Source organism: Acetobacter fallax, from assembly GCF_011516735.1.
Taxonomy (GTDB): Bacteria; Pseudomonadota; Alphaproteobacteria; order Acetobacterales; family Acetobacteraceae; genus Acetobacter; species Acetobacter fallax.
In genome coordinates this window covers 32,406-48,582 of record NZ_WOSX01000026.1, presented here as the reverse complement: position 1 = coordinate 48,582, position 16,177 = coordinate 32,406, and the positions used below count along the sequence as shown (strand labels likewise).

The 16,177-nt window shown below is 61.4% G+C and carries 15 protein-coding genes; all 15 read right to left on the bottom strand.

The genetic code is table 11. The features are described from left to right. Positions 1-400: 400 nt before the first annotated feature. Positions 401-1,213, bottom strand: coding sequence for a DNA adenine methylase (locus GOB85_RS12725; RefSeq protein WP_173577867.1), 813 nt, complete (start codon positions 1,211-1,213; stop codon positions 401-403). A gap of 12 nt (positions 1,214-1,225) precedes the next feature. Continuing rightward, positions 1,226-1,696 (bottom strand): hypothetical protein, encoded by a 471-nt coding sequence (locus tag GOB85_RS12720; protein WP_173577866.1) that lies wholly within the window; start codon positions 1,694-1,696, stop codon positions 1,226-1,228. Positions 1,697-1,698: 2 nt separating this feature from the next. Next, a complete protein-coding gene (locus tag GOB85_RS12715; protein WP_173577865.1) occupies positions 1,699-5,586 on the bottom strand; it encodes a hypothetical protein in 3,888 nt (1,295 codons plus the stop codon). 10 nt (positions 5,587-5,596) lie between these two features. Next, positions 5,597-5,863 (bottom strand): hypothetical protein, encoded by a 267-nt coding sequence (locus GOB85_RS12710; protein ID WP_173577864.1) that lies wholly within the window; start codon positions 5,861-5,863, stop codon positions 5,597-5,599. Further along, entirely contained in the window at positions 5,860-6,186 is a 327-nt protein-coding gene (locus GOB85_RS12705; protein WP_173577863.1) for a hypothetical protein, read from the bottom strand. The genes GOB85_RS12710 and GOB85_RS12705 overlap by 4 nt, the downstream gene beginning before the upstream one ends. Further along, positions 6,171-6,395: a tail fiber assembly protein gene (locus GOB85_RS12700; RefSeq protein ID WP_173577862.1), complete on the bottom strand. Its 225-nt coding sequence runs from the start codon at positions 6,393-6,395 to the stop codon at positions 6,171-6,173. Before GOB85_RS12700 ends, GOB85_RS12705 begins: the two co-directional genes overlap by 16 nt. After that, the gene (locus GOB85_RS12695; protein ID WP_173577861.1) at positions 6,385-7,191 is read right to left on the bottom strand and encodes a hypothetical protein; all 807 of its coding nucleotides are present in this window, start codon (positions 7,189-7,191) and stop codon (positions 6,385-6,387) included. Before GOB85_RS12695 ends, GOB85_RS12700 begins: the two co-directional genes overlap by 11 nt. Beyond that, a complete protein-coding gene (locus GOB85_RS12690) occupies positions 7,191-7,814 on the bottom strand; it encodes a putative phage tail protein (RefSeq protein WP_173577860.1) in 624 nt (207 codons plus the stop codon). The genes GOB85_RS12695 and GOB85_RS12690 overlap by 1 nt, the downstream gene beginning before the upstream one ends. Positions 7,815-7,931: 117 nt before the next feature. Beyond that, complete coding sequence (locus GOB85_RS12685) at positions 7,932-9,179, bottom strand: hypothetical protein (protein ID WP_173577859.1); 1,248 nt, start codon at positions 9,177-9,179, stop codon at positions 7,932-7,934. Continuing rightward, the gene (locus GOB85_RS12680) at positions 9,176-10,258 is read right to left on the bottom strand and encodes a baseplate J/gp47 family protein (RefSeq protein ID WP_173577858.1); all 1,083 of its coding nucleotides are present in this window, start codon (positions 10,256-10,258) and stop codon (positions 9,176-9,178) included. The genes GOB85_RS12685 and GOB85_RS12680 overlap by 4 nt, the downstream gene beginning before the upstream one ends. After that, positions 10,255-10,734, bottom strand: coding sequence for a phage GP46 family protein (locus tag GOB85_RS12675; RefSeq protein ID WP_173577857.1), 480 nt, complete (start codon positions 10,732-10,734; stop codon positions 10,255-10,257). The genes GOB85_RS12680 and GOB85_RS12675 overlap by 4 nt, the downstream gene beginning before the upstream one ends. 50 nt (positions 10,735-10,784) lie before the next feature. Further along, positions 10,785-11,354: a phage baseplate assembly protein domain-containing protein gene (locus tag GOB85_RS12670; RefSeq protein WP_173577856.1), complete on the bottom strand. Its 570-nt coding sequence runs from the start codon at positions 11,352-11,354 to the stop codon at positions 10,785-10,787. After that, a complete protein-coding gene (locus GOB85_RS12665; RefSeq protein ID WP_173577855.1) occupies positions 11,351-12,682 on the bottom strand; it encodes a phage baseplate assembly protein in 1,332 nt (443 codons plus the stop codon). The genes GOB85_RS12670 and GOB85_RS12665 overlap by 4 nt, the downstream gene beginning before the upstream one ends. Further along, positions 12,679-14,097: a DNA circularization N-terminal domain-containing protein gene (locus tag GOB85_RS12660; protein ID WP_173577854.1), complete on the bottom strand. Its 1,419-nt coding sequence runs from the start codon at positions 14,095-14,097 to the stop codon at positions 12,679-12,681. Before GOB85_RS12660 ends, GOB85_RS12665 begins: the two co-directional genes overlap by 4 nt. Then, complete coding sequence (locus tag GOB85_RS12655; RefSeq protein WP_173577853.1) at positions 14,094-16,175, bottom strand: phage tail tape measure protein; 2,082 nt, start codon at positions 16,173-16,175, stop codon at positions 14,094-14,096. The genes GOB85_RS12660 and GOB85_RS12655 overlap by 4 nt, the downstream gene beginning before the upstream one ends. Positions 16,176-16,177 lie beyond the last annotated feature (2 nt).

The following is a 16,177-nucleotide window of genomic DNA, read 5'->3' as shown; positions in this document are numbered from 1 at the left end:
CGGGGCTATGACAGTAACCGGATCAGAGAGTCTCTCGCAGACCGCAATATCACCGCCTGCATTCCTCCAAAGAAGAACCGGAAATCAAAGCCACCTTACAACTGGCATCTGGAGGGTTCGAAAAACCCCTATCCAAGCTTTTGTGTAATGCGCAATATCAATGAGTTATGACTCTGCTGTGATCGAAAAAGGAGGGTTTTTAGAACCCTCCATCTGTATAAAAAGCGCCATCTGCTCGAAAACATGGTCGCAAAGCTCAAAGACTGGCGACGGGTGGCCACCAGATATGACCGGTGCGCTCATACTTTCATGTCCGCAATCCATATCGCTGAGCGCGGCCGATTGGTTTTGGACTAAAAGACACAAGGTTCTGTACCCCAAAACCCGAACCTGTAACGCCTCAAACAGGGTCTGTGAGAGCCCTGTTTGAGATCACTAATTCACCTCTGAGCGGTAGCTTTCCGCTCCCTGTGCCAGACGACCAGCGGGTCACGACAGGCACAGCTTCAAACGCTCTGAAGATGTCTCTGACCTCCGGCTGGTCGTTAATTGACAACACAAATGCGCCCTTCAGATGTGCCAGCAGATCCGCCAGACGCCCGAAGTCGTCGGGTGTAAACGGTGCGTCGTAATAATCTTCCGTCCCGAAATAGGGTGGGTCCAGATAGAACAGGACGTCCGGCCGGTCATAGCGCGTCAGGATGTCTGAATAAGGCCGACACTCGATCGTAACGCCGGCCAGGCGCTGGTGGACGTCCTCCAGCATCGGAACCAGTTTCCTGACGTCGAACCGTGAACTGCGCGTCGCCGGCGAGAAATGCTGACCACGGACCTGCCCCGCATAGGCAATCCTCTGGAGATAGAGAAACCGCACGGCACGTTCCAGATCAGTCAGTGCCACCGGATCTGTGACCTTCAGCCGGTCAAAATGCGCCCGTGACGTGATCTGCCAGCGGAGCATGTCCGTGAGCGGGATCAGGTGACGCTGCAGCACCCGAAACAGGTTGGCGACCTCACCGTTGTAATCGTTGATGACCTCAACCTGAGCGGCTGTTTTTCGCCGGAAAAACACGCCTCCCATTCCAACAAATGGCTCAATATAAACTCTGTGCTCAATCCGGCTGATCAACCGCGTCAGAACAGATGCCAGATTCCTTTTTCCACCAATATACGGTGCCGGAGGCAACGCACTGACAGATTTTTCCTTTTTCATAACCAGGGACACTCATACTGACTCCGCCTCTGCAGAGGTGGCGGGTCGATTTATCGGGCGTGTGTCCGCACGCGGCTGGGCTGTGTCAGCAGCCTGAGCCCCCGTCCGCAAATCTGGCGGATACGGAGGTAACGGGGTGAACTGGCGAGGCGGTAACCCCAGACGATCATCCAGTTCATGAACAATAAGTCTCGCGGCCAGCGCCTGCGCCTGAATATCCGCCAGACAATCCAGCAGGAGCCAGCGACCCTGACGCAAGCCATCAATCTCGTCGGCGTAAGAGAGGAGCAGATCATTCAGCCTGACGATCTGCTCCTCAGACGCTGAAACCAGCCTGAGAGCGAGCTGACCAGTCTCATAGCGTTTCTGGCGGGCGACCTTCCGCGACCTGAGAAGATAGCCCCACCAGCCGCTGAGAACGCCACTCGCGAACTCAATCGGCTCATGAAACTGCGTCCAGAAAGGCAGAAAGCCGTGAACCATTATCAGACGACACTCGCGCCATTTCCGGAATCAACATTCCAGACCACGCCTGCGGCATCCGTAACCGTGGAAGCCCCGGTGGATGCTGTCGTGAAATCAGGCCCGTAAGCCGGCGCTCCGTTGCCGTTTCGGGCAAACGCACTGAAGACCTTGCCGCCAATCATTCCAGCGGCAATGACAGGATACGATCCGCCGGACGCGGCTGTTTGCAGACCTGTGCCTGAATACGCCTGCGCGGACCCGAGCGCCTCCCATGTCGAACCATCAAGCGACTGAAAGAACTGCGCGGTATCGTTCGCCACGACCTTCCCGTCATATGCAGTAAAGGCGGCGCCTGACGCATTCAGAATGCAGCGAATGCCACCCTCTTTACCCGTGGAGAACCCGACTGGCGTGCCGGCAGTGCCCGTCTCTGCCCAGAGCTCATGCGTTGTCCCGCTCTTGTCGTAAACGTTGATCCCGGGTGTGCCATCTGTCCCAAGCAGAAGCCCAAAGGAGCAGTTCGCGGCAGTATTGTTCGTGTTGTTGGGATCGTAGTCACCGAACAGGAACGTGTTTTTCGTGAACGCCGGAACCGTGGCCGAGGTGTAGCCGTTCAGATCGAGCAGGATTTCAGAATCAAGGACGCCGTTCGTCAGGTCGATGCTCTTCTGCACCCACGCGCCACCATCATTCGTCCCGAGCTGCAGATAATGCGCAGGCTCTGTTGGCGCGACAGGAGCGACAGGCGTAGCCGACTGGTCAGCCGAATACGTGGTGCCGACGCTGTTCGTGGCACCCACCTTCACGGATACAGCCGTGCCGTTCGTCAAGCCCGTGACCGCGTAGGATCCTGCCGCCGTCAGGGTCGTAACCGGGCTGCTCGCATCGTTCACGATGATCGGATACCCCGTGATCGTGGCGCCGCCGTTATTGGCAGGAGCCGCGACCGCGACGACGATCTGTCCGTTGCCTGGAGTCAATGTGACGGCCGGAGCACCAGGCGCCGTCGCCGCCGCACCCGGGGTTACGCTGGCTACGGCTGACTGTTCCCCTTCGCCAACAGCGTTCGTCGCAGAGGCGGTCATATAAACCGTCGTGCCGTTCGGCTCAGGTGACTGGACATACGTCACCGGAGCTGTGCCGTTGGCGGCGACAGTGCCGATTTTCGACAATGATCCGGCGCTCGTGCCGCCATAGATGGAGTATGACGCAAGAGCTGCTCCGCCATTATCGGCGGGTGGCGTGATGACGATCGTAACCTTCGCATCACCAGGCGTCAGAGCGATCGTCGGAGCACCCGGAACCGCTGTTGCAATCGGTGTCACCGTTGTCGTTTCAGACTGGGTGCCAGCCGTGCCGTCGGCCTCGATGGGCGTCGCTGCGACATAATACAGTGAGCCGGCTGTCAGTCCGGTCGCTGCATAGGTCACAGGACTCGTGCCATTCGCCGCGACATTTCCGATCTTCGCCAGTGTGGTTGCGGACGAGCCCGCGTAAATGTCGAATGACGCCGCCGCTGTCCCGGATGTAGCCGGCGCGACAGTAACGTCGGCACCGTTAATGGTCGCCGTCGCTGATACGGTTGGCGCGCCTGCTGGCGGCGCAACCACCGCAACAGAAACCTGAGCCGACGTCGGACCACTACCACCCACACTCAACGGCGCGAACGTCGCATAGATCGTCTGCCCTGCAGTAGCCGCTGGCGTCCAGCTCGTCGCCGTTCCCGACAGTGTGGTGGACAGGGACGTGTCCGTCGGCGACGTTCCTGCCACCACACGGATGCCAGCAATGTCGCAGGTCGCTGTCGACGGCAGGCCCCACGAAAACACCGCTTTGCCGCCGCTCGAAACGCCAGCGACGTTCGTCAGAGCAGGCGGAACAGCCAGCGTTCCTGCATCAGAGACCGCATCAGCCACCGACCATTCCAGCGTCGAGAACGCGTAAGGCTGGAGCGTCACCTGGCGCGCTGTCCCGGTCACACCATCGCGCACGACACATGTGTCCGACCCAGCCTGATTGTTGAACAGCGCGACGACAATCGTGCCGTCAGGGCGCAGACCGGCAGCGTTCTGAATGCCTGCATAATTGATGCCGAAGCCCGGATTTGTGCTGCGGATGATTTTCGTGCCCGGCGGAAACATCTGCGCGATATGCGCGAGGTAGTAATATTCGGCGGTTTTTGTCACAGCCAGCGTGCTGCGATTGAAATCCAGAACGCCGTGAAAACTGTTTCCTTCGGTCAGGGATGCCTGCCACGGGCCACCGATGTCATCCAGAATCATATTCCAGAGTGTCAGGGAACAGCCCTGCGCACGAATATTCCCGATGAACATCTCCGGAATCATCATCTGCGCGCGATAAGTCGCCGTGAACCGGTAGTCGGCACAATACTCGGTCATGTGCGCGCGAAGTGGTGTCGCGATGTCGCCATAGCCCGAGATCAGAAAGGTCTGGCTGCTCACGCTGCCGGCGTAATTATGAAACGCATAATCGCGGACGAACGCGCCATTCGCGGCCATGCTTTCCGTGAACCGGTTTTTGCTGTTCAGATCATCGCCGTACTGCCAGCTAACGTCGCCCCCCATCACCAGCGTATCCAGACCGGCTTCCATCAGCGCGGATTTCAGGATCGGCGCAAATGCGGTGAGGTTGTCGGCCGACCAGTAGGTCGAGGGCCACGTACCAGAACCGAAATTGTTCTCGTTACCCATTGTGAGCGCCCACACAGGGACGCCGTGCGCCGCATAAGCCTGAACGAATTTAATCAGATAGAGCGCATACGCATTGAAGACCTGAGTGGTCGGATTGATCTGGCCAGCGTTCCAGCTTGGACCGGTGCCGCCCGAGCCCGGACCGGAGTAGGCTTCTTTGAACATCAGCGGCGGCGTCCACGCGCTGCCGATGATCTTGATATCCGGATTCACCTCGCAGATTTCGCGCAAAATCATCAATTTGTATTGTTCGTCATGCGGCATCGAGAACGTGCTGCACGTCCAGTCGTCTGTCACATCATCCGCAATGTAGGGAGGCCAGTCCGTGAAACGATAGTCGCACGGTCCGATTTCGGTGCGGATGGTGTTCATGCCACCTGAGCCCCAGATCATATCATAGAGCTTGAGACGATCGGCTTTCACCGGAAAATAGGTGAGCAGATTATAGGCGACACTGTCCGTGACCGCACAACCGCAGCCCATCCACTCCTGCACGACGGTGCGCGGATCGACAGTAATCTGATTCATGCCGCCATTGTTCACGACTGGCGCAAAAGCAGCGATTTCCTGATCGGATACCGGTGCTGCCAGTGCGAGGTCGGTCACGGTGAGCTTTGGCTGAACAATCAGTCCGCGTGTCAGTTCGGCTGCATTTCCTGTCCCGGCCTGGATCTGAGCAAGTGCCGCGGCGATCGACATCCGCGTGCCACCGACCGAGACACTCAGATCGTCAGCCTCTGTCAGAGGCGCGTCACCGATAATGGTGACACCACCGTCATCCGTCGAAAGCAGCACAAGCAGCTCCGCGCCAGCCGCCGTGCTGAAAACAGGAGCGCTGCCGGATCGCCAGATAATGCCGGAACCCCATGTCACGGCAAAACCACCCGTCGCAGGCTGGGTCAGATGCACAGCCATGAACTGCACCTGTCCCTGCGTTCCGCCCGACGCCGACAAGGTCAGCGGTGCATTAGGCACAATGGAAAATCCGTTGTTTCCAGCGGCTCCGAACGCAAGATTATACGTCGCGCCCGGCCCGATGACTTCGGTGACAGGCTGACCGCCCGCGAGCAGGCTGCTGCTAACGCGCTTCCAGTTGCCCGCCCTGACAAGCAGAATAGCATCGCCTGCCTGAATTTCAGTGACCTCTTCAAAAGACGCCACATCCTGAAATGTCGGCATTGCCGCTGTATCGCTCATTTTGTTCTCCTCAACCCTTCGCCAGAACCATCGGCACCACACCACCCGCCGACGGGACAGCCTCCGCCACACTCACTTCACCGCCCAGAGCCGCCGCGATCGCGAGCCCCACGGCCGAAGCCGGGTCAATCGCAACCACAGTCGAACCATCTGAAAGCGTCAGAACCAGAAACCCGTCCGCAGCCGTCGTCGCCGACACCACCTGAGGCGTCACAGACACCGGCTGCGACGGGTAAACCCGCACGCTCATCATCGCGGTCATCAGAGGCCCGCTCATCGCGTCACGCCGCGCAGCATCGTGAGCATCCATGGCCGCGTCGGTGTCGTCAGACCGTTCGGCCAGGTCACGTTGAGATCACACCAGAGCTGCCCGGGCGGCCACTGTGTCGTGTCCGATACCGCGATCTGAACAGAGCCGGGCTGCGAGGCCACCGCCGTCACGGTCATCGTCGCAACCAGCGTGCCGAGCGCATCGCGGACCTGAGAGGCGAAGGCACAGCCCGTCAGATCCGCCACACCACCATTCGGCGCATCAATAGCGACCAGCATTGCCAGAGGCAGACCGAGCCGGAATCCCAGCGTCGTCATGCCGTCACCCATGCCGGCAGGCCATCAGGCCCCGTGCCGCGACGTTTTCCGGGCCGCGCCGAGCCAAGCCCATACTCAACGAACAGCGCCGTATCGACCTCGACCGCGTCGGACGGCCAGCCGTGAACGCTGGTCTTGTAAATTTCGCGCAGTTCAGCCGGATAAAACGTCGAGCGTGACGCGCTCCAGAAAAACACGCGGCCTTTCATATCAGTAGCCATCGGCGAACCAGACACAGGAGAGCGCGTGCGTGCAGTTGATCATCATGTGATCGAGTTCGGGAACATCGACGCAGATCGACACGCCCGACGGATTTGCTGAATCAAGGATATTGACGCCCCACCGCCGCACGCCGTTCGGAAACGGAATCGCGAAATACGGCTCATAGACAGTCGGATCGAGCGCACCCGTCGGCGCATCGTGCCAGACCACACCGGACTGCATGATCAGTCCGTCCGGAGAACGACGGTAACCCGAAGCGGCTCCCGTGTCCGAAACCCAGGTGGACGGGGCGCTCCAGGCCGATGAATAGTCCGGCAGACCGACCAGACGGCCGTTCCAGCCATCGCTGGACAGCCACGGACCGCCAGATCCTGTGGAATCAATCAGGTTCCGGACAGGGCGATCAGCCGCCGCCGGAGAAGATGGAACCAGAAACCCGAGATCATTGCCGTCGACCGCGAACCGAAGAATGCCGGCGAGATCCGCAGCCAGACCAATATTGATCTTATTGGCACCCTGGTCCGGCCGGCCTCCCTGCTGCACGGGCGTAAACCCGACCTCGCCTTCAACCTCGACACCCTTCGCGATCGAGACGATGGCCTGCCATAGCTGGGTCAGATCCGTCGCTGACGGCGCCAGGCCGGCCTTGGCGATAACGGTCATGATCTCGACCATGGTCGCGGTTCGGTCTGCCGCGATCAATGCGGTGCCTGGCACACCGTTCGCCGGATCGCGATCGGCATACTGACGGACACCGTCCACCGTCACATAACCGGGCGCAGTCGTGTAATCCATCAGCTGTTACCCGCATAATCAAAGACCAGCGTGAGATCGGGCGGCGAGTTGCGGCGGAACGGACATTCGAGTCCCGTTTCGTGATTCGGAAGCGTCACGATCCAGATGAAACGCAAATCGATGTCACCACAGACCGTCTCGCCGCAAACCACCTCACCACAGACTGGCGGCTCAGGCTCCTCAATCGAAATCGTCACGCCAGCCGCATCGGACAGTCGCCTGAAAAACGCGTCGCTGACACCGGATGAGCCGATCCAGCGTGCATTGTCGAACGCCTGGCGCGCTGACAGGGCCATACCCGCCGGATCAGTTCCGCAGGGATCCGCGCCGAGAACCACCTCATAATCAGACAGCAGCAGCGTTGACTGCGCCGGGCTGATCTCAAGAGCGAGCGCCGCGATATCCGCGTCCAGAGCCTCGATCGGCACCCCCAGGCCCGACACCATTGATCCGAGATTACTGCCCGCGACATGTGGCCACGCCCATCCGGGCGGCAGCAGATCGCGCAGAATGCCAGTCCGGATTTCGTCGAGCGTGCGCGGCGGCCGCGGACCCTGGTCGAGCAGAGGATCGCCATTCTGATCCAGTATGACCGTATCAGCGCTGTCCAGAAGAACGCTCATCTGCCGGTCATCTGCGCTGAAATACGCGAAATGACCGGTGCGCTGACTTTAAATGGCACCTCGACGAGCAGAGACGTGACAAGATCAACGTCCCTGCGCTGAAGCCGTAGCGTCACCTCAGCCTCCGGCCTGGTCGGCGGAGAAGACGGGGATGCGTCCCTGGACCCAGCTTCCTCCGACCAGGACACCAGCCTGCAACCACCCATACGCAGGAGCGGCTGTAAAAGGCGTCGCAGTATTCGCTGCCACCATTTCGCCCTGGAGCATGAAATTACCTCCGGTGGCGCAGGAGAGGAGCATGTTTGGCGATCCATTATTTCCCTCATTGACGTAAAGGCCGGCAGCCTGCTGTTCAGTTCCGGCCTGCACCTGCAGCGTCGCGTTCGGATCCGCCATCGGCAGGACGGAAAAAAGCAGATGGCCGGTGCTGTTTTCGAACAGCAGTCCGTTGTCACTGAACTCGATCCGCTGGCCGTTCGCGGCTGCCGCCACCGATGACCAGACCATCGCGCCAGTGCTCGCGCCCTGAACATTTTCGACTGTCTCGGGCGTCGACCACGACAAACCCTGCCGGGCCGCCATCACGATCGCAGACCCGTAGCCGCTGTCCGTGCCGTCCGTTCCGGTCAGCGAGCCAGCCGCGAACATCAGACCATATTTCCAGCGCGACGGGTTCGACACGAATGTCAGCGCCGCCTCCGCGTCACTCGTTCCACTCGTCTGACCGCCGCCAGACCCGAGCTGAATGCCGTAAACACCACCACCGCAGTTCACGTGGTAGGGCGTGGTCATGCCTGACGCGTCGCCACCCAGATTGACCGCCTCAAGCTCCATCCCGAAGGTCGGCTGATAATTCACGCCCGCCATCCGCCACGCCTCGCCGTAAAAGGCATAAGCCGTTGCGTCCGTCGGGTTCTGTGTGCTGTCCGCAATGCCCCACGATGACACACCGATGCTGCTGGGCATCGAGCCCAGCGCGGCCGCATTGCTCACCGCGTCGGACGTGCGCGATCCTGCCGCGACCGCGCTCGCACCGATCGTCGACAGTGCAGCCAGTGTTGAACGCCAGATCGCCCAGCCACCGATCGATGTCGCAGCCATCTCTGAGGTCAGCCAGTCCGTCGGTCGGTTATCACGGTCCGCCGCACCGTCGTTCGCGGTGGCTGACCCGACAAACAGCCGGTCTCCATAGCGGGCCACAGTCGCGCCCTGATCCGAATAAAACTTACCCGTGCTTGCAAACTGCGCCGCCGCGCCTGAAATCGATCCGGTTTTCGCCCGCCTGGACCGGCCGTTTTCGTCCACGACGTAAAACGTTTCATCGCCAGTCAGAGACGCAAGAAGGTCGTAGTCAGGAATTCTCATGACGCTGCCTGCCACGCCACGCCACCGAGAACGGTCAGCTGATTTGGCGCGAGTTGCTCGTTGTCGGTCGGAGAGATGATCAGATGACTGGTTTCGCCAGCCACGGACGAAATCGCGTCGGACAGCTGAGAGAGATAAAGTTCAGCCCCGAGACCAGTGCCGCCGTAAAATGAACTGACAGCCTGCTCCACTGCTGCCCGTGCTGTCAGAGTGTCAGGATCAATCGACAACACGATGGTTTTCGACACGATGGTCGCCGGAATAACCGTCGCATTGGCGCGGACGATTTTTCTGGACGGATCGTCGATATAGGCCTGAATGGCCGATATCTGCGCAGCGGTCGGAGCGACGCGACCAGCCATAGCGACAATCACGCCAACGGTGCCGACGCCGAGCCAGCCGCCCACCACGTTCACATAGGCAGCGCCGGCAGCCTTCGCCCATTTGACGTAATCGTCCGGCGTGCCGCCACCCGGCGGATTGCGGATTTCGTCGATGATCCGCGCCCGCCAGCTGTCGGCCGCTTCAATCGCAGCCCCGCCAGCGAGCCCTGATCCGTCCACCACAACGGACGTCACGCCTGCGATCGGTGTCACCGCTGTCAGAGCTGTTCCCGCAGCCAGATTACCGACCGATCCGGACGTCGCGGCCATCACCGGCATGCTGACTGTTGTGCCGGCCACCAGTGTTGTTTCCGCCGTGACCGTCCAGTTCACAGATCCGTCGATCGTCACGGCCTGTCCGATCGGCACAACAGTCGGCAATGTGCCTGCCACCAGAACGTTGCCGATCGCGGACTGCGCGGCGATGCGCGGCACCCCCCACTGCACCGCATGCTGCGGCAGTAACCCGTTCGGGGTCGCTGTCGTGACCATCAGCTCAAGACACCAGTCGCGCGCATAGCGATAGACGCCGGTCATCTCCATCGAGAACGCACCGCCAAGAACCTGCTCGACCGAGCCCGGAGCGTTAGCGTCAAGAACCACCTGAGATCCGTCAGACGCAGTCACCGGGTTCGCCAGCAGTGCCGCAGCAAAGCGGCGCGCGATGGTCGATGGCGTCGGAATTTCCAGCGTCATGCGCGGCCTGCCCGCGCGCGGACCGTCGTGCTGGCCACTGTCACTGAAATCTGCAGAACACCAGCCCGAAGCCAGCCGGCTGTCACCTGCGCGTCCACTCCGGTATAATCCGCAACAGGACCGACGGCCTCTGCCGCGTAGCCGATCGCCGCGACCCGGTCGTCCTCGTCGGCTTTGCCTCGGGAGAGAAGCCACAGACGCGAGCCCTGCCTCGTCGCGAGCGGCAGCAGTGTGTCGCCAGGCCAGCCACGGCGACCAAAGGCACCGCCGCTCTGCGCGGGCAGCAGCGCCACTTCCTGCGGCAGAGTATCAGACGGATCAGCGCGCCGGTCGCTTCCTATCTGAGATAAAAGCATCGTTTCCGGGGTGGCATCGACCATGATCCGGCCGCGACCGTTGCCGGACGCCGCGACCATCAGGTCGCACGCACCCAGCTCCGCACGAAACCGCATCATCATTCCGGCTGTCTGAACCATGCGCGAACCATCGCGCGCGCGGAGGGCTCATACTATGATCCAGCGCTTTATCAGTCCTGCGGCGCGCCCGTCGTCGATGAGCCGCCCTGAACACCGCCATGCACATGCTTCGTGAGTGAGATCCCACTGGCCACAACGTCTTTCTGCGACGTGACATTGCCCTGAACCGCGACATCACCGGAGACGCTCAGACTGCCCGTTACCGCCGCGCCGCCCGCCGTGACCTGAAACACCATCTTGCCACCGATCCGCACGTCCATCGACGTGTGCGCGTCAACCCGGACAATCCTTCCGCCGGACAGATACACTTTCTGCCCGACTGAATCGTAGAGAACCGCTTCACCTTCGGCCAGCGGACCCACCCGCGCGACCGACGGATTAGCTGGCGGCAGCGCAACCAGATCAGCCTGATCGCCACCCGTCGCCACAACATGCGTGACGGCCCCGTCCAGAGGAACGCTCGACGCGAACCCGAACGGATAATGAACAGGAACTTTCGTGCGCGGAGAGCCATAATGCGCAGTCAGATCCACAGCCTGCTCGGCACCCGTGTCATCGATCGCATGAATCACCGCGCGGACCGTATGCGCGCGAAGAGCCATCCACAGATGATCGCTCATCGTCTCGCCGCCGTCGAAGGCTCGCCCTCGATGTTGTAGGCATCCAGGCTGACCACCGAAATTCGTGTGCGGTATCCACTGGCATCCGCGACATACGTCACAGCCCCGATCAGCCTGTCGCCGTCAATCCCTGAATAACTGTCGCGGACGCGCACAACCGTGTTCGGTCGCCATAATTCGTCATTCACCGCGTAGCCAGCGACCGTATAAACCCGCGCGGTGCCATGAGCTTTCGTGCTGCGCATCCGCCACTCGGCCTGATCCTGGAGCGTCCACGGGTCTGTATCGGACCGTGGCTTCGAAGCAGCCCGCTTTTTGCTGCGACCCGTCGCCGCAGGCGCCGCATGATAGGCTGCCGGATTCAGGCCCTGACTTCGCAGGAATCCGGCTGCATCAGCGTCCAGCGGCGGATTGCCCGCGTTCTGCGTTGCTTTCGAGCCACCACTCTGCGTTTTCGCCAGCCACAAACGCGGACGCCACCGGCCGACCGACGGATCGACCGCATGGCCATACCGCGCCGACGCATTCATTTCCTGTTGCGTGAACGACTGCGCTCCGGACGCGCTGACCGGCCGATCAGCCGGCGCTGAGGAAGCACTGAGCGTGGCCTGAGCGGGCCGGAGCTGGCTGGGAAACTGCCCCTTGACCCAGACGTCCGAATAATGCTCGCGCACGGAGACCCTCGTCTCCAGAGACGTGCCTCGTGTCGGAAAGATAATGTCGCCGGCAGCGCGCTGCTGCCCGGCCTTCGTCAGCCTGAGACCACCCACACCATCGGACACGATCAGAACCCCGCGCTGACGGCTCAGTTTCTCGATGGCCGACATCACCGGCTCTCCCTCGTCAACCGCCACCAGCGTAAACGGCGCACCGGTGTCCGTATCACTGTCGATTGACAGACCGTAGGGTTTCACCAGCGAGCCGACGACATCGAGCAGCTGCACCTGTCGATACTCACCCGGGCCGACCGGATTGGCCGCACAGTCCACCAGGTCGCCAGCGCGGTCGCGACCCGATGCCGTGCAACGTGCCTGGCCGTCCTGGCACACCAGGTCGAGATCATCGATGTAACCGTTCAGAACCAGCGCGCCGTGAATGTAAATCTGCACGGCCATGTGCTCATGAACCGGAATCGCATCGGACGACGCAGACTGGAAACCTGCATCAGAGTCTCTGAGAACATCGGTATATTCAATGCGGAAAGCCCCGGCGATGTCAGCGAGATCGCGGCCGGCCTCGACCGTCGTCCATGTCAGCAGTTCACGGCCAGCGACCAGGACGCGCACCGGGCGCCTTGAAGCCGTGACCGTCGCGGCCGTCGCGCTCACGATGAAGGCTCCAGCACCATCACATCGCCCGGACCGGCCAGAGCCGGATGAATCAGGTCGTTACGGGTGACGAGATCATCCCATATGGACGCAACATCCGATGGCGTGTCACCTGCCACCGCATAAGCGACCGCCCAGGCGTTTACCGGACAGCCCGTCGTGACAGTCACCAGAGCAGGCAGACGGCCAAGCTGTGCGCTGATGTCGGCCGTCACCTGAGTCCGTGCGTTCTGAACTGAAAATCCCAGAGCCATAAGCGGCACGGTCGCCACTGACATCGCCGCATCGAGATCTGCCTCGACACCAGCCAGCGCGGCCAGCATCGTATCCCGGGCCGTCAGTGCATCAGGCTGGCTCGCATAAACCTGCGCGGTCTGTGCCGCCATCGCCTGAGAAACCGTCAGAACCCGGGCAGCCAGAGACAGCGCCAGAACATTGCCAGGCACCACGGAAGATGCCGCCGCCGCCGTGCCCGCCGCACCGATCTGAACCGCCGCTGTCAGCAGCAGCGTGACGGCCGTCGTCACATCGACATCATCCGACACATCACCGACGACCGCGACCGAAGCCGCCACCGCAGACGTATCGGTCGGGATGGCCGCGTTCGCGATCGATGACGGCACGTCCGAAAGGACTTCCGTCACTGAATCCGCCCAGCTCGTATCCGCGTTCGTCGTCGGCGCGGTCACACCCGCAGCCAGCGCCGTCTGCCCGCTCAGCGCCGCTGCCTGCACCGCGACAGGCGAGGAGCCCACGAGCGCGTCCCAGACACCGCTGACCTGACTGACCACTCCCTGCGCCGCGCCCGCCAGCGCGAGCCCCACATTAAGCGGCGAGAGCACACTCTGGACCACCATCGTGGCCTGATCGACCAGATCGTCCGCCGATGTCAGAACTGAATCGATCGTGCTGGCGATCTGTGAAAACAGACCTCCCGAAGTGCTGGCGGCCTGCTCACGCAGAAACGTTGCCTCGAAGCGTGCGAGACGGATCTCGCCGTCCGAGAAACTGATCGACGCCGGCTCCAGCAGCCGTGCCTGCACCGTCCCGAACCATGGATGAATCAGCGTCGCCGGGCCGGATTTCTCCAGCGCCGCCGCCATCCTCTTCGCACGAATGACATAGTCGTCACCGATGATCAGCCCGCGAATCCGGATCGTCTGCGGTGCCTTGCCGAAATCCTGGACCCGCCAGGTGTCCGACCCCGGAAACAGCAGCTGGACGAGACGACGGCCGGCGGAACTCTGTGAAGACGGCATGAAAAACGTCACGCCACGCCAGCTCGCCGTGCTCAGGATCGAACCGAACGGCGATGCCAGCAGACCGGAGACACCGCCGGCCGAACTCAGAACGGCGGCGCCCTCGCCCTGGGCAAGCGACCCGATACTGCTCAGCGCACCCAGAAATCCACTCACGGCTGCGCTACCATCCGGCCGCGATCCGGACCGATCGTCATCGCGCCACGTGGACCACCCGTCTGCGTGATCCGCAGCCCGGGCTCATGCGACACATGCAGCCCGAACTGAGACTGGCCACCACCCGAAGGGATCGCCGGCACAAGATGAGGAACCGCAGACATCCCCATAAGGTGACCAAGAGACGACGATGCGATCCGGTTTTCGATGTCGTGAAACGCCGCCGAAAAACCGTCGAAAATATGCGAGAAGAAAGACCCGATCGACCTGCCCCATGACGTCATCCACGAACCCAGAGCCGTGAAATAAGGCTTTATCCCGTCCCAATGCTTGTAAATTTCATAAGCGGCCACACCGACGCCAGCGAGCGCCATCCCCACGAGTCCCCAGGGGCTGATCAGCGCCAGTGCGCCGATGCGCAGCAATGACAGGCCGGCCAGAAGCGGACCACACACGGCACGGATCACGCCAAGAGCCGTCGCGAAAGCCAGAAAACCACCGACACCGCCTGAGATCGTCGAGGCCCAGCCACTCGTGATTTCATTGACCGCATCAAACCCGCTGACCAGACCTTTCAGACCGAAAGTCAACGTGTTGAGAACCGGCACAAAGCTTGAACCGATCCGTCGGTTCAGCTGACCCAGCGCATCTTCAAAAGCCTGCAGGCGGATTAGTGTCGACTGCAGACCCGTATCGAAATCCGCATTGATCATTTGCGGTGAGGTGTTCTGAATCCTGTCGCGGATCGCCATCATCTGATCGAACTGACGCGTCATCGCTGCTGCGGCTGTCCGGTCTTCTAAATTGGCGAACAGCTCGGCAACCGCGTGCTGTCTCCCGCGCGCTGTCGGAACGGCCTGTATCCGGTCCATGACGGCGGCAAGCGGATCTCGCCCCTGGTCGTTCGCCTGATCCATGATCGTCTGCGGGTCGACCCCCAGAAGCTTTTTGAAACGCGTGCGACCGTGATTTGACGTAAATGTTGAGATGACACGACGAAGGTCCGTCGTGGCCTCGCCTTCTGTTCCGACATTTTTACGGATGATTGCCATCATTGACGCAAGATCGGCCACACCCTGCGGCCCGCTCACACCGATTTCTCCGGCAGCCGACGCGACCAGAGGAAAGAGCGGAGCAAGCTGCTCCATAGGAAGCGCGGATTCTTTGCCCACTCTCGCTATCATCGCCAGAGCTGTTGGCAGCTGTGCATCGCTGATGCCGAGATTCTGATTCAGGGCGAAGGCGGTTTTCGCCACGGCGGACGGCGCTGAATTATAGGCCGTCGAGATCCGTGCAACCTGCGGCAAAAACGATTCAATCTTCGGCAGCGAATAGCCTTCCTGGCTGAGAAAGGATGCCGCCCCCACAAGATCCGGACTTTTCTGCCCGGTCTGCCGCGCGATCGCATCGATCCGCTCGCCCAGCGCGCGCGCGAAAGGCGCGTTCGCAGCACCCGTCTGTCCCAGCGTAATACCGATATGCGTCAGATCGTTGTCATATTCCGCCGCCGCGTGGATCGGAGCAATAAGCCCAAGTCCGGTCGCCGCCGCGCCAAAAGCGTTACCGATTCCTGCGTTTATCGAATCGCCAAAACCACTGATCGCCCCTCCGGCAGCCCGGACCCGTCCCATCCCGCCGCCAGCACTGCCCGCGCTACCGCCATAACCTGCGTGAAAATCATTCATCGCGGAAACGCCGCGCATCGCCGACTGCATTCGCGCCGCCGCATCCGAAACCCGCGCCGCCGCACTCTCGGCCTGCGTGCCCACAACACTCAGCCCCTCGCCGGCTTCCGCCGCCGCCGATCCGGTCACGTTCAGCGCTTCATTCAGAACCGTCGTCGCTTCACTGGCGCTCCCGGTCGCCTGTGTCGTGCGCGCCAGCGTTTCATTCAGAGCCTGAGTCGCGGCGGTGGCGCGCGCGACAGGCGCGGTCATTTCTGCGAACGGATCGACAGCCCGGCGCAGCTTGTCCAGCGCCCCGTCAATTCTCTGAAGGATCTGCTCGACACGACTGATCGCCTCGGTCGAACCGACGTTGAAATCGAGCTGAAACTTTGCGCGAAGATCATCAGCCATTA